Origin of the sequence: Serpentinicella sp. ANB-PHB4, from assembly GCF_031432315.1 — a bacterium.
Taxonomy (GTDB): domain Bacteria; phylum Bacillota; class Clostridia; order Peptostreptococcales; family Natronincolaceae; genus Serpentinicella.
Genome location: NZ_JAVKGO010000001.1, coordinates 293,267 through 313,856 on the forward strand (window position 1 = coordinate 293,267; position 20,590 = coordinate 313,856).

General features: G+C 29.5%; 19 protein-coding genes. 1 reads left to right on the forward strand and 18 read right to left on the reverse strand.

What is annotated here, in order from left to right; genetic code table 11:
* Positions 1-2: 2 nt before the first annotated feature.
* The 13 genes from RH915_RS01550 to steA form a co-directional block, all read right to left on the reverse strand.
* Positions 3-629 (reverse strand): site-2 protease family protein, encoded by a 627-nt coding sequence (locus tag RH915_RS01550; protein ID WP_310477502.1) that lies wholly within the window; start codon positions 627-629, stop codon positions 3-5.
* A gap of 2 nt (positions 630-631) precedes the next feature.
* Complete coding sequence (locus tag RH915_RS01555) at positions 632-3,256, reverse strand: CBS domain-containing protein (RefSeq protein WP_310477503.1); 2,625 nt, start codon at positions 3,254-3,256, stop codon at positions 632-634.
* A gap of 117 nt (positions 3,257-3,373) precedes the next feature.
* Positions 3,374-4,540, reverse strand: coding sequence for a D-alanyl-D-alanine carboxypeptidase family protein (locus tag RH915_RS01560; RefSeq protein WP_310477504.1), 1,167 nt, complete (start codon positions 4,538-4,540; stop codon positions 3,374-3,376).
* Positions 4,541-4,617: 77 nt separating this feature from the next.
* Positions 4,618-5,934 (reverse strand): pyrimidine-nucleoside phosphorylase, encoded by a 1,317-nt coding sequence (locus RH915_RS01565; RefSeq protein ID WP_310477506.1) that lies wholly within the window; start codon positions 5,932-5,934, stop codon positions 4,618-4,620.
* A 43-nt stretch (positions 5,935-5,977) separates the two neighbouring features.
* The gene (locus tag RH915_RS01570) at positions 5,978-7,156 is read right to left on the reverse strand and encodes a phosphopentomutase (protein WP_310477507.1); all 1,179 of its coding nucleotides are present in this window, start codon (positions 7,154-7,156) and stop codon (positions 5,978-5,980) included.
* 96 nt (positions 7,157-7,252) lie between these two features.
* Positions 7,253-8,140: a site-specific tyrosine recombinase XerD gene (gene xerD, locus RH915_RS01575; protein ID WP_310477509.1), complete on the reverse strand. Its 888-nt coding sequence runs from the start codon at positions 8,138-8,140 to the stop codon at positions 7,253-7,255.
* A gap of 118 nt (positions 8,141-8,258) precedes the next feature.
* Entirely contained in the window at positions 8,259-8,885 is a 627-nt protein-coding gene (gene spoIIM / locus RH915_RS01580; RefSeq protein WP_310477511.1) for a stage II sporulation protein M, read from the reverse strand.
* Positions 8,886-8,956: 71 nt separating this feature from the next.
* The gene (locus RH915_RS01585; RefSeq protein WP_310477512.1) at positions 8,957-9,490 is read right to left on the reverse strand and encodes an NUDIX hydrolase; all 534 of its coding nucleotides are present in this window, start codon (positions 9,488-9,490) and stop codon (positions 8,957-8,959) included.
* Between the two features lie 5 nt (positions 9,491-9,495).
* Positions 9,496-10,581, reverse strand: coding sequence for a DUF3866 family protein (locus RH915_RS01590; protein ID WP_310477513.1), 1,086 nt, complete (start codon positions 10,579-10,581; stop codon positions 9,496-9,498).
* Between the two features lie 6 nt (positions 10,582-10,587).
* Positions 10,588-11,400, reverse strand: coding sequence for a glycosyl transferase (locus RH915_RS01595; protein ID WP_310477515.1), 813 nt, complete (start codon positions 11,398-11,400; stop codon positions 10,588-10,590).
* Positions 11,401-11,431: 31 nt separating this feature from the next.
* A complete protein-coding gene (locus RH915_RS01600; protein ID WP_310477517.1) occupies positions 11,432-12,100 on the reverse strand; it encodes a glycosyltransferase family 2 protein in 669 nt (222 codons plus the stop codon).
* 20 nt (positions 12,101-12,120) lie between these two features.
* Positions 12,121-12,978: a copper transporter gene (locus RH915_RS01605; RefSeq protein ID WP_310477518.1), complete on the reverse strand. Its 858-nt coding sequence runs from the start codon at positions 12,976-12,978 to the stop codon at positions 12,121-12,123.
* 9 nt (positions 12,979-12,987) lie between these two features.
* Positions 12,988-14,112, reverse strand: a complete 1,125-nt coding sequence (steA, locus tag RH915_RS01610; protein ID WP_310477519.1) for a putative cytokinetic ring protein SteA — start codon at positions 14,110-14,112, stop codon at positions 12,988-12,990.
* A gap of 102 nt (positions 14,113-14,214) precedes the next feature.
* On the opposite strand from steA, the gene RH915_RS01615 reads away from it, so the two are divergent.
* A complete protein-coding gene (locus RH915_RS01615) occupies positions 14,215-14,871 on the forward strand; it encodes a regulatory protein RecX (protein ID WP_310477521.1) in 657 nt (218 codons plus the stop codon).
* Between the two features lie 134 nt (positions 14,872-15,005).
* Here RH915_RS01615 and spo0A read toward each other — a convergent pair whose 3' ends face one another.
* The 5 genes from spo0A to RH915_RS01640 all read right to left on the reverse strand — a co-directional run bounded on the left by spo0A (position 15,006) and on the right by RH915_RS01640 (position 20,581).
* Entirely contained in the window at positions 15,006-15,818 is an 813-nt protein-coding gene (spo0A, locus tag RH915_RS01620; protein ID WP_310477523.1) for a sporulation transcription factor Spo0A, read from the reverse strand.
* Between the two features lie 145 nt (positions 15,819-15,963).
* Positions 15,964-17,262 carry a SpoIVB peptidase gene (gene spoIVB, locus RH915_RS01625; RefSeq protein ID WP_310477524.1) on the reverse strand — a complete coding sequence of 433 codons (1,299 nt, stop codon included), beginning with the start codon at positions 17,260-17,262 and terminating at the stop codon, positions 15,964-15,966.
* Positions 17,263-17,391: 129 nt separating this feature from the next.
* Positions 17,392-19,098 carry a DNA repair protein RecN gene (gene recN / locus RH915_RS01630; protein WP_310477526.1) on the reverse strand — a complete coding sequence of 569 codons (1,707 nt, stop codon included), beginning with the start codon at positions 19,096-19,098 and terminating at the stop codon, positions 17,392-17,394.
* 14 nt (positions 19,099-19,112) lie between these two features.
* Positions 19,113-19,562 (reverse strand): arginine repressor, encoded by a 450-nt coding sequence (locus tag RH915_RS01635; RefSeq protein WP_310477528.1) that lies wholly within the window; start codon positions 19,560-19,562, stop codon positions 19,113-19,115.
* 212 nt (positions 19,563-19,774) lie between these two features.
* A complete protein-coding gene (locus RH915_RS01640; protein WP_310477529.1) occupies positions 19,775-20,581 on the reverse strand; it encodes a TlyA family RNA methyltransferase in 807 nt (268 codons plus the stop codon).
* Between the last annotated feature and the right edge of the window lie 9 nt (positions 20,582-20,590).

Genomic DNA, 20,590 nt, shown 5'->3' on the forward strand with positions numbered 1-20,590 from the left:
CTCTAGATAAATAACACAGTTAAATTTAAAATACTATATACTAAGAAATCAACAATCGGAAATAGTACTTTTTCAATTACTCCTAAATATAATAGAAGAATTAAAAAAATAAAAGAATATCTCTCTAACTTATAAAATAAATTTTCCATCTTTGATGGTAACAATAACATAAGAATTTTAGATCCATCTAATGGTGGTATAGGAAATAAGTTAAATACGCCGAGTATGACATTAATATAGACCGCGCTTAACAAAATCTGATTCAGATAAGGATTTACTAGAAAATTAGTCTGTACTCCTAATATTATAGTAAGTACAATTGCCAAAATAAAGTTAGATAAAGGTCCTGATATTGACACTATAAAATAACCTAATTTTCTTCTTTTAAAATTATTAGGATTTACAGGTACGGGTTTAGCCCAACCAAAACCAAAAATAAAAAGCATAAAGAACCCAAAAGGATCAATATGTTTTATTGGATTCAAGCTTAATCTACCATACTTTTTAGCAGTATGATCACCTAAGTAATAAGCAGATAAACCATGAGAATACTCGTGTACTGTTAAAGCCAGTAATATCCCTGGTAAAATATATATAATTCGATTAATATTCATAATTCTATCTAGCATTCTCATAGGTCCTTTCTATTTAGACGGCTGATATATTCCCTAGCATATTTAATTTCATCTTCTTTATTTTTAAGGTTTCCTAATACCTTCTCCTTAAGTATTTCACGAAAAATACTTTTATATATTGGTCCTGGGATAACTCCTAATTCCTTTATATCGGAGCCTTTAATTTCGAGAATAATTTTACGTAGATTTTGGAGATAAAATATTAAGCTTTTCTTTATATTGGGATTATCAGTATCATTATAATAATAAACAATAGATTCTAGACTATATTTTTTTAGCTCTTCATATACATAAAATGAATTTTTATCTATATCAGAAAGTAAATCATATATATCATCTTTCTTTTTTAATGTATTGATTACTTCAATGGTTGTTTTTGCACTAGTAGTAATTATACTTATGATATCTTCTATATCTTTTAAAGGTACATCACTTAACAGCTGAATAACTATAATTATATACTTATTTATATCTTTAGTAATACATAATTCTTCAACTGATTTATCAATTTCTTCTATTTTTATCAATACTTTAGTAGTAATATTGAATTGGGGGTGTAAGGATTTCAATATATTGTAACAGTTTAATAGTTCTAGAGAATTTTTTAAATATTTATCTTCTTTGAGTATATGATTAATCTCTGCTCTGACTCTATCATTACTCAATTTTTTCAACATATTATCATGTATGGCTTTAATTAATAAATTCTTTGTATTTTTTTCTATATCAAATCCTAAGCGTGCAGAAAATCTTATTGCTCTAAAAATACGCGTAGGATCTTCAATGAAACTAAGATTATATAGCACTCGTAATTGTTGATTCCCTATATCCCCAAGTCCTCCGAATGGATCTATTAGCCTTCCAAACTCGATTGTATTTATCTTCAAAGCAATACAATTAATAGTAAAATCTCTTCTGAAAAGATCGTTTCTTATTGAACTATTTTCAATCTTAGGTAATGCTGCAGGGTGCTCATAATATTCTCTCCTAGCAGTAACAATATCAATTTGTTGGCCAGATGGTAAGATAACAGAAGCAGTATTAAACTTATCATGTATATCTATCTCTCCACCAAAGTAACCGCTTACTTCCTTAGCAAAGGCTATTCCCTCTCCTTCAACAACGATATCCATGTCATAGTTTTCCCTATTCATAACTAGATCACGTACAAATCCTCCGACAACATATACATTGCAAGCTAATTGATCTGCAACTTTACTAAGTTTTAGGATTATATTATATTGATCTTGTGGTAAATTCTTAATTTTTTCAGCAAGGTTTGTATATTCTAACTCCTTATTTTTAAATAATGTTTCATACCACCTAGGATAATCTCCACCATGAAAGGTTTTTATTATATTTGATCTTGTAACAATACCAATAACTTCATCATGTTTTAACACAGGTAAACGACCAATATTATATTTAGTCAATAATTCACTAACCTTATCAACTGACTCGTCATAATTTACTGTTTTAACATCTACAGACATAAATCCTTTTACAGGTGCATGTTTTAGATTGTGTATAATTGCTTTGTCTATGTCTGTTCTCGAAACCATACCAGTTATTCTTCCATATTCATTTACTACAGGCATTCCTGAATGCCCATGTCTTAACATTATATTATGTGCTTCTTCAATAGTCATATTTTCATATAATGATTTAACTGGAAAATTCATTATATCCTCAGCAGTTATTGATGGCTCCAGTTTTATATGAATTATACTTAATAGCTGGTTTTTTATATTAATAGGATCGCCGTCTTTAATTACTGCAGAAGCAGCACTGCTATGACCCTTGCCACCAAAATCAACCAGTACTTCTCTTAAATCCATTTTTATATTCGTTGAAATTCTGCTAACAATATAACAGCGATTTTCCATTTTTACTATATTAAATATAGCATCAGTTTTAACTAAGTCAATCATTTTATTTGTAATGTACCCTAATTCACCAATAAATTCATCAGTTTTAAATGTACAAATTATAAGTTTATGCCCATTTATAAATATTTCTTCCCTTTCTGAAAGAAGTCTTATTAAGAGATTGCTGTGTTTCTCATTAAGATTAAATTGTAGATACTTTTTAACAACTTCTAAATTTGCACCTTTATCTAAAAGATAAGCAACTGCTGTGGCATCATTAGGTTTAGTTTGCTCAAAAGTTAAGCAATTGGTATCAGCATATACACCTAATAGGCACAATGTTGCTTCAAAGTTGGATAAAATGATATTATTTTTTATTATTTCTTCAATTAGTATACTTGTACATGATCCTAAGATTTTAATTGTCTTATTTGCATTTTGTATTGTATCGTTATTACATGAATGATGATCATAAATTGTAATTGGGATATCTTTTTTTAGTATACTTTTAAATTTTCCAATTCTATTATATTTATTTTCATCTACTATTATTAATTCAGTTATTGAACTAATATCTATTTGATTAATTTGTTTTATTATTAAAATGTTTTTATATAGATTATAAAATTTTTTTACTTCCTTATCCAAAGAACCAGAAAAAACCATTACGCTGTTTGGATAAATCTTAGAACAAGCAACCATACTTGCTAGTCCATCAAAATCTAAATTTTGATGGCTTGTTATTACTCGCATATATGACCATCCCTTTTAAAAATATGTATAAGTAAATTATATCATATTAAAATCTTTACAAAAAGAAAGTAGTACAATGAATGTACTACTTTAATCATATATAATTAGTTTTAATTTCTAATGGCCAGTCATCCCTCTGAACATTCTACCCATTATTGTAAATATTGAAGATCTTTCTACTGATTCATTACTTACGATATTAGCCTTTTTAACTTCTTTTCCGTCCATAGTAATAATTATTTCGCCAATTTTATCACCTTTTTTTATAGGTGCATATATATTATCTTTTAAAACTATCTCTTTTTCCATACTTTGTTCTTCGCCTTTTTTTACTAGCATGTATATATCATCTTCAACGGTACTACTAATACTAGAATTCTTTCCTTTATCTACAGTAACATTTCCCAAACTTTCACCTTTTTTTGCAATTTCTATTGTATTGTAATTAGCAAAACCATAATCTAATAGCTTAGCACTTTCTGAAAAACGTATTGGTGATGTTGGTGCCCCTAGGACAACAGCAATAAATGAATTATTCCCTCTTGTAGCTGATGCTGATAAGCAGTGTTTTGCTTCACTTGTATATCCTGTCTTTAAACCATTAGCGCCTTTATATGAACGTATTAACTTATTAGTGTTAACTAATTGTTGTGTTGATTGCTTTTTAGTTCCAACTACAACTTCATCCATCCAAGTGTTCAACCATACCATAACTGTTTCATGTTTTAATAGCTCCTTCGACATTAATGCAATGTCATATGCAGATGTAACGTGACCTTCTTCAGGTAAACCATTAGTATTTTTGAATGTAGTGTTTTCCATCCCTAACTCTTTTGCTCTATCATTCATTTTTTGTACAAACAATTCTTCTGATCCTGAAATAAACTCTGCTATGGCAACACATGCATCATTTGACGAACGTATAGCAATTCCTTTCATTAGTTCCTCTATCGTTTTAATCTCACCTGGTTCTAAGTATAGTTGGGTTCCACCCATTTTTGAAGCTCTTTCACTGACAACAACCTGATCATCTAAACTAATTTTTTCTTCCTCTAATGCTTCCATAGCCAATAACATAGTCATAATTTTTGTAATACTTGCTGGTGGTAGTGCTTCGTGTATATTTTTTTCATATAGAACTGTTCGAGTGGATGCGTCAATTAGAATGGCAGCTCTAGCATCAACATCAAATAGTTGTGCTTCTGCAATATTTATATTTATGCACATAATGGAGAATATCAACAAACTAGACATAATGTACTTAAATTTAAGTTTATTCTTCAATACAATAACCTCCTCTTCTTTTATAAGATTATGATTTCCATAGAATCATTACCTTATGCACCAGAAGAGTTAATCTATTACAGAGTATCTTTAGTAATAATGTCAAAAATTAGAGGTCTAGTTTCAGGACGTCGTTGTGTTATTTTGTAAGCACTTACTAATTTTTCAATAGCTAATATTTTCTTGTTTATATCATTACTATGAATATACGCTAAAGGTTCCCCTGCTTCTACATAATCTCCACATTTTTTGTTAAGTACAATTCCTACTGCCAAATCAATATTAGAGTCTTTTGTCATTCTTCCTGCACCAAGTAACATTGCGGCCGTTCCTACAACATTAGCCTGAATATTTTCTATATAACCGGATTCTTTAGATAATACTGGGTGAATATCACTAGCTTGTGGTAATAAATCTGTGTTGTCAATGCAACTAATTTCGCCGCCTTGACTTAAAATAAATTTCTTAAAGGTCTCCAGTGCTAATCCAGAAGATATTACGTTTTTAATTTCTTCTTTTCCCTGCTCAATGTTATCAACACGTTTACCTAATAAAAGCATATAAGCACCTAACTCTATACATAATTTTTTTAAGTCATCAGGACCTTGATCCTTTAATATATCTATTGCTTCTTTAACTTCTAAACAATTACCTATAGCCCATCCCAAGGGTTGATCCATATCAGAAATCATAGCAACTGTTTCTCGTTTCATGTTCAATCCTATCTTCACCATTTCTTTCGCAAGAGAAATAGAGTCGTCTAAATTCTGCATAAAGGCACCACTGCCGGTTTTTACGTCTAAAACAATAGCATCTGCACCAGATGCAAGTTTTTTACTCATTATACTACTAGCAATTAACGATATATTATCGACAGTTGATGTAACATCTCTTAATGAATATAATTTTTTATCTGCAGGCACTAAGTTATTACTTTGACCTATTACAGAAATTCCAATTTCATTTACCTGTTTAATAAAATTTTCTTTAGATAAAGTAGTATTTAATTTTGGGATTGACTCTAGTTTATCAACAGTACCGCCTGTATGACCTAGTCCTCTTCCTGACATTTTTGCTACAGGTACACCGCAGGCTGCAACAATAGGAGCTAGAGCAATAGTTGTCTTATCACCAACACCACCTGTACTGTGTTTGTCAACCTTAATACCATTTATTAATGTAAGATCGATAGTCTCCCCTGAATTCATCATTGCTCTTGTAAGATTAGTAGTCTCATCACTATCTAATTTTTGGAAATAAATCGCCATTAATAGTGCTGATACTTGATAGTCCGGAATATTCCCTAAGGTATACTCCTGTATGAAAAAATTTATTTCTTCTTCTAATAACTTAAAACCATTTCTTTTTTTTACTATAATGTCAATCATTCTCACTAAGATGCGCTCCCTTGTAATTTATTTTAAAATGAAAAGATTATTAATCTTTTTCAATAATCTCAGTCATAAAACTATTGCCATGAGGTAATTTTGAAACACCTAATAAATCTGAAATTGTAGCACCAATATCAGAAAATGTTTCCCTGGTTCCAATGTTTACATTGTTTTTTATTTTTTTACCATAAATTAATACAGGTATATACTCCCTAGTATGATCTGTTCCTTTAAATGTTGGGTCATTGCCGTGATCTGCAGTAAATATAATAACATCATCATCTTTAAGGGCACTTAGTATTTCAGGAATCCGTAAATCCATTTGCTCTAATGCATGTCTATACCCTTTAACATCTCTTCTATGCCCATACTCCGAGTCAAAATCTACTAAATTTGTAAATATTATCCCTTTATTATCAGCTTTTATAAATTCGACAGTTCTTGTAATACCTTCGGTATTGTTTTTAGTAGGAACATATTTTGTTATGCCCTTACCATTAAAAATATCATTAATCTTACCAATACCTATAACATCTAATCCTGCTTCAACAGTCTTATCTAAGATAGTATCTTTAAAAGGATCTAAAGAAAAATCTTTTCTATTTGGTGTCCTCTTAAACGCTCCAGGTGCTCCGATAAATGGACGTGCAATAATTCTTGCTACAGCATAATCTCCTAACATAATATCACGAGCTTTTCTGCACATATCATATAATTCCTCTAAAGATATTATATCTTCATGAGCTGCAATTTGAAAAACACTATCTGCTGAAGTATATATAATTGGACTTCCATTCATTATATGTTCCTGGCCTAAATCTTCTATAATCTTTGTACCTGAGGCAGGTATATTCCCAATAACTTTTCGCCCTATAGCTTTTTCGAATGTGTCGATAATTTCTTTAGGAAACCCATTTGGAAATGTCCTAAAAGGTTTTTCTAATGGTAACCCAACAAGTTCCCAGTGCCCAGTAGTTGTGTCTTTACCATTTGATAACTCTTTTGCTTTACCGTAGCAACCGATAGGGTTAGAAACAGATTTAATAAATTCAAAATCATCAATATTTCCTATGCCAAGTTCTCTTAGATTTTTTAAGTTTATCCCATTTTCTTTTTTAATTATATTACCAAGTGTATTGGCACCTTCATCTCCAAATTCTAGAGCATCTGGTAGAGCTCCAATGCCCACACTGTCCATAACAAATAATATTACTCTATTAATCATATTTGGCCTCCTACTTTTTACATTTATCATACCCTATAATTGTATTTTGTAATTAAATATGTAAAATTTTATTACAAATAAAATAAGGCCTGTATTTCAGGCCCTTGGGTGGGTTTTATTATATACATCTTTTATTTTATTTTCAGTTAGATGTGTGTATATCTGGGTAGTTGATATGTCAGAATGCCCTAACATCTCTTGTACAGATTTTAAATCAGCACCATTTTGTATTAGATGTGTTGCAAAAGAATGTCTTAGGGTATGAGGTGTTATTGCTTTATCTGTATCTAGTTTTTTTGTATATGTTTTTATAATTTTCCAAAAACCTTGTCTAGTTAGTTTATTACCTTGACAATTTAAAAAAAGACTCTGATCATTAACATTTTTTTGGGTTATTAAATTCCTTGCCTCAGTGAGATATTTTTCTAAACACTTAATTGCAATTGACCCTAAAGGGATAATACGCTCCTTTGTTTCTGTATTACATCTTAAATATCCTAATTCTAAATTGAGGTCAGATGTTTTTAGGGTTATTAATTCTGTTACACGTATCCCAGTGGCATAAAGCAACTCGAGCATAGCTTTATCCCTTAAGCCTTTAAATGTTGTTTCATTGGGTTGGTTAAGTAACAGATCAACTTCCCTCAAAGTTAAAATGTTAGGCAATTTTTTTTCGCACTTTGGTGTATTTAACTTTAAAGTTGGGTTTTCATCAATTAGTTTTTGCGTAAGTAAAAACTGATAAAAACAGCGTATAGAAGCTAAATTTCTTGAAATTGTAGAAACGGCCTTTCCTAAATTTTGCAAATACATCATATAAGAGATAACAGTTGTTTTATTTGTTTCTGTAATTTCAGCAATACCGTTTTTTTCTATGTAATTAAAATATTGTTTTATATCTCGATTATATGATTCAAGGGAATTTTTAGAAAGTTGCTTATCCTTAATCAAGTAGACTTCAAATTTACACATTAAATCTTTCATTCTTTTTAACCCCTTTTATCTATAAAAAATATCTTAGTTTATACTTTCTACAAAAACATCTAAATTCCTGCAAAATAAAGAAAACAATTTACAAAATATGCGATTTTAGAACTTTATGTCAATTAAACACTTTAAATATTAATTTTATAAAAATTGGTCCAATAAATCCTTCAATCAGACTCGCTACAACAATAATGCACGTTAATATTAAGTAGAACATTGAATACATAATCACCCTTTTAGATAAATCCATCTGTTTTGAACTCTTTCTAAAAGTGTTTAAGGCAAATGATATCGAAATTTGTGTAGCAAGCATAAAAGTAGCAATAATAATCAGATTTTGTGGTAATACACCTAAAAAAAGTACCATTAAACCGATTCCACTAAACTTTTCTATTAATAATCCAGTACTAAATCCAATTATAAATCCTTTAAAAATAATTATTAAGATTATAAAGGGTGCAGTCAAGATTAAAAGACCTAATATCCATGATAGTCCTAAAAGAGGTAAATTATTAGATAATGATTGTCGTACTATTTCAATGCCTGCAAATTCATTACTAATAAAATTTTGAAAAAATCCATCAAGAAAATAAAATAATTCTTCTTTATGGTGTTTGTCTACAACTTTAATAGTAAAAGAACCTACGGAAATACCTACCAAATAAAAGAACACAAGCACTGAATAAATAATCATATTGCTTTTTATATGCTTCTTTACCTGTCTTATAAATTGATATACCACATGTTTTCCTCCTACTCTTTCGTATGCTACTATAATTCATATGCTAACGCAGGAGGATTTATGACTTGTCTTTATTTGACTTCTTCTATCATACGGCTATAATACAATATTGACATAACAGTCTTTGAGTCTTTAATTTCTCCATTTAATATTGCGCTCAAAGCATGATTTATATCCATTTTAACTATTTCTAAATTTTCACCATCATCAGGGCTAGCTAGCCCTGATTCTAAGTTTAAAGCTAAATAAATATGTATTTCCTCATTAGTAAAACCAGGTGAAGAATAAAAACTCAACATTTTTTTTACATTACTTGATGTATACCCAGTCTCTTCTTTTAGTTCTCTCAATGCAGCACTTTGTGGGTCCTCTTTTAATTCAATTCTACCTGCTGGTATTTCAAGTATTGATCTCTCTATAGGTTTTCTATATTGTTTAACTAAAATAATATTACCGTCATACGTGATTGGTAATACACCGGCAGCACCTTTATGTTCAACTACTTCTCTTTTAGAATATTTTTTATCTGCTAATTCAACTGTTTCAACTTTTAGATTTATGATTTTCCCATCATAGATTTTTTCAGTTTTAATTGTTTTCTCCATATCTATTAGCCACCTTTAGATAAATATTTATACGTAAACATACTTGATGCACTACAAGTTAAAAAATATGCTGCATCTTCATTAAAATTTCTACCCATTGTTCTAACCGTAAGATCAAAATGATGTAGTGCTTTCTTTAACATCGACTTTTTCTCCATTACTATATTATGTTTTTTGTTTAAATTTAGGTTCTCTATTTGTTGGCATATATAATTATACTGAAATTCTTCTAATTGATAAAGACTTATCGTACATTTAGTTTTAACGATATTATCAAAAACTGTTAAGCTATGATGACTTATACCATAATGACGTTCTCTTTGGTCACTAAAGCTTATTCTTGGCACACCAATTGCCATACCTCCCAAATCATTAACCGCATCTAGTATATGACCTTGCTCAATGCCAGAAAATCCATACCTAGTACCTGTACCGACAATTCCTGGTCCCATAGAAACAACAATTACATCACACTTTATAATCTCTTTAGCAGCAATCAATCCATTATATATATTAACTGCTTCTAAATCACCACCAAATGCATGACCTATTGTAATTGTCCCATTAATTAAATTTTTGTCAGTTAATATATTAACCGTGTCACTTAAATGTATAGGTAGACCTGCACCATCAGTCATAATGTATGCAATTTTTATATCTGTATTAAGATATTTTAGTGTTGAAACGATAGGTACCAGCATGCTATGAAGAGAACAGACAATCACAGGAGTTCCCTCTAATGATCTGAAACTATTAAAAATACTGTGATACTGACTGTTTTGTTCTTCAGCACTCATAACACATAATTGATAGGGAGTATATCTTAACTTCATTATGTGTCCTTTGTGTTCATTGCATAATTCACCAGTATTAAGATTATATATTACAAAGTGATAGCCTCCCGTTCCTAATTTTAAATTCTCTGCTGTCGTATTTATAAGTAAATCATCACCTATATTAACATTTCCCGTCATTTTATTATAATTAATAGCTAGTCCTTCATAATCATTGTTTAGCTTAACTCGTATTATAGTCTTATGTTTAAGCTTTTTTACTATTTCGATAACACTTCCTACCATAATATCAATCATAAAAACTCACCTGTTATTCTGACCTAATTTATCAAGAAAATTAAGAATAGAATTTCCTTCAATTATCTTGGTTAAAGAATACCTTTCAGTAATTATATGCATAAGCAGTAAAAATATCATAATCACAATTCTTGCGTTTAATGAGTAACTAATTGACATGATGATTCCTATACTAACACCTAAACTATTAGACCCAACATCCCCCATCATACTCAAACCCTTAATATCTTGAGGAAAGTAGGTTATAGCAAAACCTAGAATAATATATATGTATGGCTTCAAATTGGACTCAGCGGTTAATATGAATATAGCTAATATGATAATTATTATTTTTAAAGCTCTTCCAGGTCTTAAATCCATTAGATTAATAAAATTGCACGATAACGCAATAATTATTGCATTAATAAATATAGAATAATAACAGTTTGATAAAATTAAACTTACTACAACAGCAACTAATCCTCCAAAAATTAGTTTTAAAAATCCTGTTGTGATATCCCCTTTTATACAAGCTCTTAGGTGGCCTTTAAAACCTAATGACGTTCGATCACCCATAAGGTCATCAAGTAAACCGATAAAAGACATCGCTATTATAGAAAAAAGAAAGCACAGTGTAATAACTATATTTTGATTTGATGTAGAAATTAAAAACAAAAACGTAATGATAGTGACTAAAGGATATACTACTCCCATACAACATGGGACTAGCTCTCCTCTATAATTTCTAGCATATCTTTTTTTTCTAGATATAAGTTTGGAAATTGGTTGTTTAATTAGAAGCGTAGTTAAAATAGTAATAAGAAAAAATAATATATGCATTTTATAAGACCGCCCAGCGACAAAATTTATATTACTTCTTTATTAAAGCTTTTAGCACTTGTAAAAGCTGTTTTGCTCTATGTTTAAAGCCTTGAAAATTTCTTTTAGTCTCATTATGTGTCATATTGACGTTGATCTCTTTCACAGTATATCCTTTGTTTATTATATTAACTAACATGCTAACCTCTATTCCAAAATCGTCAGGTAAAGTAATATTAGTCAGTACATTAGTCTTAAAAGCTCTTTGACCACATAAAGAAGCATGAAATAATTGTCCGGTTCGTAGATATACACCATATCGTGCTGTACTCTTAACAAATCCAAAGCCTCCTTTTGTTTTAGCTTTAGGAAATCTTCCTATCACGACATCTACATTGTCATACAATAATGGTGTAATGAGTTTATAAACTTCTTTAGCACTGCTTCCTAAGTCACCGTCTAGAAAGACGATAATGTCTGAAAAATCAATAACTTCTCTTATTCCTGCTTTAATAGCCGCTCCTTTTCCCACATTAACGCTAAACCTATTCACTGATATTCCTTCTATATTACTTAATATACTAAACGTATTATCTGTTGACCCATCATCTACTACATGAATATTATTTATTAAATCAACTGATTGAATCGCCTTTATCGTTTCTTCTATTTTAAATTCTTCATTATATGCAGGTACGATAACCGAAATCGTTTTATTCAAAACAAAACACTCCTTTATTCTTATAGTGAAGTAAAGGGGAATAAATCTTCTGCATGTTTCTTGTTACCAAAATTTCCATATATACCATTAAGTACATAGACTAAAGTGGTTCTTCCTAATAAGCTATCTACATTATCTATTGTAGGTATATTATGTTCTTTAAATAATGGCACATACGAGTCGGCTGGTACTATGTTAGAATTTTCTACTGCTATTATTTTAATATTTTTTCTTTTTAAGTTTATGATCATATCTTTTACAAGACTATCTTCACTAATTAAGCCTGTATTAATAATAATATAGGAAGGAATTACATCAATAGATTCATATATATTTATCTTTAATAAATCATTTGGGTACATAAAATTAATTAATTCCGTTTTATTCTTAGTTAGAATAAAACTTATAATATAGTTAACAAATTCTTCAGATAAATTATTTAAACTCACATTAGGTAAATTTACATCCATCTCTTCCATATTTATAAAATCCTCAGAAATTTCAATACTAGTTACAACTTTTCCTCCTGCTTGATTAATTGTTTCGATCATTTTTTCTACGTCTCTATACTGTCCATTAATATTTAATATTGAGACACTAATATCCTCTAACTTATCTTTTATGAGTTCTTTATGAAACCTACTTAAATACTCACTCCTAATTTCAACATCAGTTTTCAATGTTTTATTATATTTTGTTAAGTAATATTTTTCATTTTTATATGTTTCAAATTGCTCCTCTAAATTATTTATTAGTAATCGCTGTTGTTCTATAAACAAAGTATCTTGTACTAAATTTGACCCAATTAATATACCAATAGTTAAAGAAATAAATATTGCAATTATTGAAGAGATAAAATATCGATAATCTACTCCCATTAATACCTCCTATAAATCTAAAAATAATCTTAATCTTAGCTTCAAAATTTCCAATATTAACGGTTGGCTTATAATTAAGATAACTAAAATCGGTAACATTGCTGCTAGACACAATGATGTTATATATTTTAAAGGAAACTTCTTACTATAAAGTTTACTTACACCTCTTGCATCTATAAGTTTTGATCCAACCTTTAATCTAACTAAAAAAGTACTACCCATACCTTTTCTTCCTTTTTCTAAAAAGTCAATCATATTGGTGTGTGTCCCTACTGCTACAATTAAATCTGCGCCATTTTCATAGGCTAATAACATAGCAACATCCTCACTTGTTCCAGCAGCAGGAAAAAGTGATTTGTTTAATTTTAACTTTTCAATTCTTTTTAAGCCTGGTGCTCTACCATCTGTATATGCATGTACAATAATTTCTTGACATTTAAGTAATGTCTTATCACTAACACTATCCATATCTCCAATAATTATATCTGGTGTACACCCAAAATCAACCAGTGCATCAGCACCACCATCAACACCTATTAACACTGGTCTCACATCCCTTATGTATGGTAAAATAGTGATTAGATCGTCTCTATAATTTTGTCCTCTAACTACAATTACAACTTGTTTATTTTTTAATTGAGTAGATAAATTAGGCATTGAAATATTACTATCAGTAATTATAGCCTTTTCTTGTTTTGCATAGGTTAAAGTGTTATCAATAAATTTTTCGAGTTCAATTTCTAAATTTTGTTTTGCTAATTCATGTAATACACCTAACTTTTCCGAGGACATAAGCTCTAACTGGGCAATCTCATTTTTATTTAAAAAAAGCTTGTTATGATTAATTAGTACAACATCATTATCAGTAACCTTTTCAAAAATATTATTTTCTTTTAAGACATCGTATAATGGTATATGATGTTTTAAAAGAACCTGTGGCCCTAGATTAGGATAACGCCCACTAACAGATTCTTCACAATTTATTACAGCAGATACATTCTTTTCGACCAAGGACATAGCTGCCATTTCATCTAAGTCCTGATGCTTAATGATAGCAATATCTTTATAATTTAATTTGTTGATTAGTTTTTTTGTGCTTTTTCCTAACTTAACCGGAGCTTTTACTTTAATCATCTTCTGTCCTCCAATTATAGTATCTGTATTATTTGACTAAAAATGCTACTTTGTATTATAATTTTCTAATTATTTAATTTTATCTTATTGCGAGGTGATATTATGAAAGATAAGTATTATAATAAGGCATTAAATTATTTAAGCTACAAGGCACGAACTAAACAAGAAGTTTATAATTATTTATTAGAAAAAGAAGCTACAGATGAACAAGCACAACTAGTACTTAAAAAACTTATTTATTATAATATGGTAAATGATGAGGTTTATACAAATAGTTATATTATTACTCAAAAACTCAATAATAAGAGTCCAAAAAAAATTAAAAATGAATTAATAACTAGAGGGGTAAGTATTATAATTATTGAAAATGTAATTGAGAAATTATATACTATCGAGGATGAACTATCAGTTGCTACTAAACAAATGGAGAAATTTCTTAGAACAGCAAAAGCAGCACCATTTAATCAGATAAAAAATAAAGTTTATAATAAATTATTAAGTCAAGGATTTTCTTCTACTACAATTAATCAATGTATTGAAGAACTTAACAATAATCTTGAGTTAAATAGTTGGTTGAAAGAAAATGAAACTAAAATCAAAGACACGGCTCTACAAATCGGCTATAAATATTATGATAAATATCGTAAAAAAAAGAATATCAACACATACAAAATTAAAGGGAATATATATAATACACTTCTTAGAAAAGGGTATGCAACTGAACTGTGTAGAGAAGTAATAGAAGAAATTTTTACATAAAAAAACCGCCCATTCAATTTAACAAAAAATATGAATGAGAGGTTTTTTGTTTATTACTTAAATTTATTGCTTTAAAAATAGTTTATGCGTTTTTAAATTACCATATCATTATTTACTTTGTTATAATTTCAATTTCAACTAACTTTTTGTTCCAATCTTAACTTATCAGCAACCATAGCAATGAACTCTGAATTTGTTGGCTTTCCTTTGTCATTGTTAACAGTATATCCAAATAAATTATCTATTGTATCTACTTTTCCTCTACTCCAAGCTACTTCGATTGCATGTCGTATTGCACGTTCTACTCTACTAGGAGTAGTATTGAATTTTTTTGCTATAGCTGGATACAATTCCTTTGTTACACCACTTAAAAGTTCAAGATTAGCTACTACCATAGTAATTGCTTCTCTCAAATATAAATATCCTTTTATATGAGCAGGTACACCAATTTCATGAATTATATTTGTTATTTCCGCCTCTAAACTCCTATTGTTTTTAATAAGAGAATTGTTTTTGTTTGGATTCACTTGTATAGATTGGTTAGAATTATTAACATTTGTAGTAATACCTCTTACTACCTGCCTAACTCTTTCAATGAGAACATCAAAATCAAAAGGTTTTATAACATAATAATCTGCACCTAAAGTAATAGCTTCTTGTGTTATTTTGTCTTGCCCTACTGCAGATAATACAATGATTTTGGGTTTGTTGGATAATCTTATCTTATTTAGCTTTTCTAAAACACCAATCCCATCAAGATGAGGCATAATAATATCTAATATTACAAGATCTGGCTCTTTTTCTTCAATTAGTTTGACTGCTTCTAAACCATCTTTTGCAATACCAGTAATATTAATATCCTCTTGCTTTTGTAGATACTCTACTAAAATATCACAAAAATCCTCATTGTCGTCTGCGATTAAAACATTAATTAATTGGTTATTCACCGTAATTCCCCCCTGATATTCACTTTTTTTTTTTCCTATTGTTAACTATTCGACAATCAATATAACATTCCTTCTCCCCTAATAAAATTATCTTAATTTTATTGCCATAATCGTTCTACTTTAAGAGCTAAATTTCAACAATAATTTATGAAATTTTATCGAATATTCTCGATTGATCAATCATCCACTCGATATATAGTCCATATCCTCGAGTAGGATCATTAATGAGTACATGAGTAACTGATCCAATTAATTTATTATTCTGTATGATTGGACTTCCACTCATTCCTTGTACAATGCCACCAGTTTTATCCAGTAGTCTATCATCTGTAATTTCGATCACCATACTTTTAATACTAGGACTATTTTGAGGTGTAGCTTTTACAATCTCAATATCATAACGCTCTACCTTATTATCTTCTGTAGTTGTTAATATATAAGCTGGGCCTTCTACTACTTCGTGTTGATAACCTATTGGAATCGAAGAGATCTTACTATCTGTTACCTCTCTTGTTATTTCACCATATACACCAAATTCTGTATTCTGTTCTAATTTACCTAAAGGTTGCCGCACATCATAGAATATGCCTTTAAGTTCCCCTGGTTTTCCTTTTTTTCCTTGTTCAACTGACACTATTTTTGATCTTATTACTTCCCCGTCTTTTACAGAAAGTAAAGAACCAGTATCAGCATCGGTAATAGCATGACCAAGAGCACCAAACTTTTTTGATTCCTCATGATAAAATGTCAAAGTACCTACACCAGCTGTTTTATCCCGAACCCAAAGTCCCAATCTATACTTTCCATCCTCACTTGATTTTATAGGTTCAACCTTCACGTTGTAATAGTTATTATTTCTTTCTAGTTTTAAATTTACAATATTCCCATCGCTTTCTTCTAATAACTCTGTAACATGCAGTGAGTTTAAAACTTTAATATCATTAATTTTATGAAGTGTATCTCCTATTTTAATACCGTGTTCCTCGCCAATATTTCGTTTAACATGTTCATTATCAATAATATCAGCTATGCCTACTACAAGTACTCCTTTAGTATTCATTCTAACACCAATGGATTGTCCTCCAGGTATTACATCTAACTGAGGTACAACATTTACTCTAACATTTTTATATGGTACAAGCCCAAATAACTTTAATTGAATGTCGAAAGCACCTTCATCTATTGCTTCAAGCATCAATTGATTTTTTACACTTACTATTTGATTTCTGAAAAAACTTTTTTTCTCATATTCGAAAATTTCATTTTGTTCAATTACACTATATGAAAAAGGAAATCTTGAATTTAGTATATGGCTATTACCTAAGCTAATATTGTATTCCTCCGGAATTCTACCACTAAATTCATTAAACGCAATATAACCTGTTACAAATAACACAAAAATAAGCATAATACATGCAAATTTTTTAGTATTTTTTATTATCATAGGTTCATCTCCCTATCAAACTTTAAAAATATTTTCATTAACATTAATTTGACCTTTTTCGGAGATGATTATAATTAAAAAAAAATAAAAAAGATGTTATATACATCCTTTTTATTTAAAAATTTCATATTATATAGCTTTATTAGTAGCATTATCTATCAATTCTTTAGCATGTTTAAGCGTAATGTCTGTTAATTTGCCTCCTAGAAGTCTGCCCACTTCATTTACTTTGCCTTCTTCATCTAACTTGATCACTTGTGTTTGTGTATTGTTTTTTGCTATTTTTTTCTCAATTAAAAAATGTTCTTCTGCCATAGATGCAATTTGTGGCAAGTGAGTGATACATATAACTTGGTGTGTGTTAGCAACTTTTTTTAACTTTTCCGCTACCACTTGTGCTGTATTTCCACTTATACCAGTGTCAACCTCATCGAAAATAAGGGTTTCTATATTATCAGCATCTGCTAATATGGTTTTAAAAGCGAGCATAATACGTGATATTTCTCCACCTGAAGCTATTTTTGTTAAAGGTTTTAAATCTTCTCCTATATTAGTAGAAATTAAGAATTCAACTTGATCTAAACCTTTTTCTAAAAAGTAATATTCACCATTTTCAAATTTTTTATTATTAAAAGATATTTCAAAAGAAACATTGCCCATATTTAAAGTAGTCAATATATTAAGTAAGTCCTTCTCAAATTTTTTAGCAACTTTTTTTCTTATTTTGCTTATATTAGTTGCTAATTTAACTAAGGATTCTTTTTGCTCAAAAATGTCCTTTTCATACGTTTTAATTTTTTCTTCACTCGATAATAATTCTTCTAACTCCTCACTTACCTGTTCACGGTAATTAAGAATCTCTTCAATGCTTGTACCATATTTCCTTTTAAGATTATTTATTAAATTTAGCCTTTCTTCAAATTGGTTTAATGTATTTCCATCAAATTCAACACTATCAGTATAGGCCCTCATTTCTCTAGCTAAATCTTCTATCTTGTACTTAATTTCCTCCATACTTTCGTAGTATGTATTAAGGGAACTATCCAGATCTGAAATTGTAGCTAGACTTCTTGCGTTTCTTGATATCAAGTCTATAGCAGCAGTTGATTGGTGACCATTATATAAGTCATTACAAGCATTGTCTACGATCGAATGTATCTTCTCACTATTCGATAAAATTCTTATATTTTCTTCTACCTTAATATCTTCACCAGTTTCAAGATAGGCTGAATCAATCTCATTCAGCTGAAATTGTAGCAAGTCAATTTTACGCTCTCGCTCCATCTTATCATTACAAATAGATTCTAACTCTTTGCAAAGCGTAACATAACTTTTATATCTAGTTTTATATTCCGACAAAGTTTTGGCTAGTTCATTTGTACCATATGCATCTAGCATATTAATATGATTTGTAGAATTAAGTAAAGATTGGTGTTCGTGCTGTCCGAGAACATCTATCAAATACTTAGATAGCAACTTTAAAACAGATTGGTTTACAATAACACCATTTATTCTTGCAACGCTTCTACCCGCAGCATAAAGTTCTCTAGTAATAATTAAATTTTCATCATCTTCATAATCAATTCCAAAGTTAGCTAATATTTCATTAATTTCATTATCATTATTAATTTGGAATACACCTTGGATTACAGATTTAGAAGTTCCACTACGTATTAATTCCCTATTCGCCCGTTCTCCAAGTATCATACTAATTGCACCAATAATAATTGATTTTCCAGCGCCAGTTTCACCTGTTAATACGTTTAGACCCTCACCAAAAGTTAGTTTAAGGGAATCAATCAATGCAAAATCTTTTATTGCTAACTCCAATAACATATATGTTCACCACCCTATTGAGTTAGAGTTATAAATTTCTGTTTCATCTCTTCCATTTGATTAACATCTTTTATTACAACAAATATTGTATCGTCACCTGCTACCGTTCCAACAACACCCTCAAGATTTGCAGCATCAATTGCTGATGCCCCGGCCTGACCACCAGCTGGTATTGTCTTTATAACAAGTATATTTCCCGCATGATCAATTGAAGTTATTACATCTTTAAAGACTCTAACCATTCGTTCTGATAAAATTGAATTTTGGCTCTCTAAGGTACCATATTTGTACTTTCCATTTTTTGATAATACTTTTATTAATCTTAATTCTTTAATATCTCTTGAAACTGTTGCCTGCGTTACTTTAAATCCATTATTTTTTAACGCTTCAGATAATTCTTCTTGGGTTTCTATTTCTTGACTTTCAATTAATTCTAGTATTTTTGAATGCCTTGTATATTTCATAATTACCTCCTATAATTTTAAATATGAAGAATAATAAATATCCACTAATGATGTATATTTATTATTCTTCATATTTAGATAATATCCTTCAAATATAAAATATAAACATTAAAAGTAATGATTATGCAGTAAAAAAAGTGGCTATCGCCACTTTATTACTTTAAGTTTATTAGGTAATAAAACCCAACCTCTTTTAACCATTTTTTATGTTTCTATTTTATTAAAAAAGTATGTGAGTCATTTACAATATCTTCAATGTTTTTAAGGTCAAACTGTCCCATGTCCTTATTATTGAGTAAATGTAATAAGTACTCAATGTTACCCTCAGGTCCCTTTACAGGGGAAAAGGTTATATTTAAAATAGAAAAGTCTAAGTTAATAGCGTATGAAGTAATCTCTCTAATAACTTCAATATGCGTGCTCTTTTCTCTTACAACGCCTTTTTTTCCAACTTTATCCCTTCCTGCTTCAAATTGCGGTTTAATCAACGCTACAACTTCTGAGTTTTCTTTTAACAAATCTTTCAAAACAGGTAACACTAATTTTAAAGATATAAAAGAAACGTCTATTGAGGCGAATTCAATCGAATCACTTATGTCGTTCTTAGTAACATTTCTTATATTAGTTCTTTCCATTACAACAACTTTTTCGTCCTGTCGCAACTTCCAGTCTAGCTGTCCATATCCTACATCGACAGCATATATTTTTTTTGCACCATTTAATAGCATACAATGGGTAAATCCACCTGTAGAAGCACCAATATCCATGCAAATTTTATTATCTACACTTAAGTCAAAGGTTTTGAGTGCTTTTTCTAGTTTTAGGCCACCACGACTTACATAGGGATATAGAGCACCTTTGATTAAAATATCAGACTCAACATTTACTAAGGTTCCTGCTTTGTCAATCTTTTGTTGTTCTACAAATACTAAGCCGGCCATAATAGCTCTTTTTGCTTTTTCTCTAGTTTCAAATAGTGCTTTTTCAACAAGTAAAACATCTAACCTTTTTTTATTCATTTGTGCACA

What these genes read in the sequence shown, in the direction of transcription:
- RH915_RS01640 (WP_310477529.1), bottom strand. Translation starts at nt 20,581, where the DNA reads ATGAATAAAAAAAGGTTAGATGTTTTACTTGTTGAAAAAGCACTATTT.
- RH915_RS01550 (WP_310477502.1), bottom strand. Translation starts at nt 629, where the DNA reads ATGCTAGATAGAATTATGAATATTAATCGAATTATATATATTTTACCA.
- RH915_RS01555 (WP_310477503.1), bottom strand. Translation starts at nt 3,256, where the DNA reads ATGCGAGTAATAACAAGCCATCAAAATTTAGATTTTGATGGACTAGCA.
- RH915_RS01585 (WP_310477512.1), bottom strand. Translation starts at nt 9,490, where the DNA reads ATGGAGAAAACAATTAAAACTGAAAAAATCTATGATGGGAAAATCATA.
- recN (WP_310477526.1), bottom strand. Translation starts at nt 19,098, where the DNA reads ATGTTATTGGAGTTAGCAATAAAAGATTTTGCATTGATTGATTCCCTT.
- spoIVB (WP_310477524.1), bottom strand. Translation starts at nt 17,262, where the DNA reads ATGATAATAAAAAATACTAAAAAATTTGCATGTATTATGCTTATTTTT.
- RH915_RS01615 (WP_310477521.1), top strand. Translation starts at nt 14,215, where the DNA reads ATGAAAGATAAGTATTATAATAAGGCATTAAATTATTTAAGCTACAAG.
- steA (WP_310477519.1), bottom strand. Translation starts at nt 14,112, where the DNA reads ATGATTAAAGTAAAAGCTCCGGTTAAGTTAGGAAAAAGCACAAAAAAA.
- RH915_RS01595 (WP_310477515.1), bottom strand. Translation starts at nt 11,400, where the DNA reads ATGCATATATTATTTTTTCTTATTACTATTTTAACTACGCTTCTAATT.
- RH915_RS01605 (WP_310477518.1), bottom strand. Translation starts at nt 12,978, where the DNA reads ATGGGAGTAGATTATCGATATTTTATCTCTTCAATAATTGCAATATTT.
- xerD (WP_310477509.1), bottom strand. Translation starts at nt 8,140, where the DNA reads ATGAAAGATTTAATGTGTAAATTTGAAGTCTACTTGATTAAGGATAAG.
- RH915_RS01635 (WP_310477528.1), bottom strand. Translation starts at nt 19,562, where the DNA reads ATGAAATATACAAGGCATTCAAAAATACTAGAATTAATTGAAAGTCAA.
- RH915_RS01590 (WP_310477513.1), bottom strand. Translation starts at nt 10,581, where the DNA reads ATGATTGATATTATGGTAGGAAGTGTTATCGAAATAGTAAAAAAGCTT.
- RH915_RS01570 (WP_310477507.1), bottom strand. Translation starts at nt 7,156, where the DNA reads ATGATTAATAGAGTAATATTATTTGTTATGGACAGTGTGGGCATTGGA.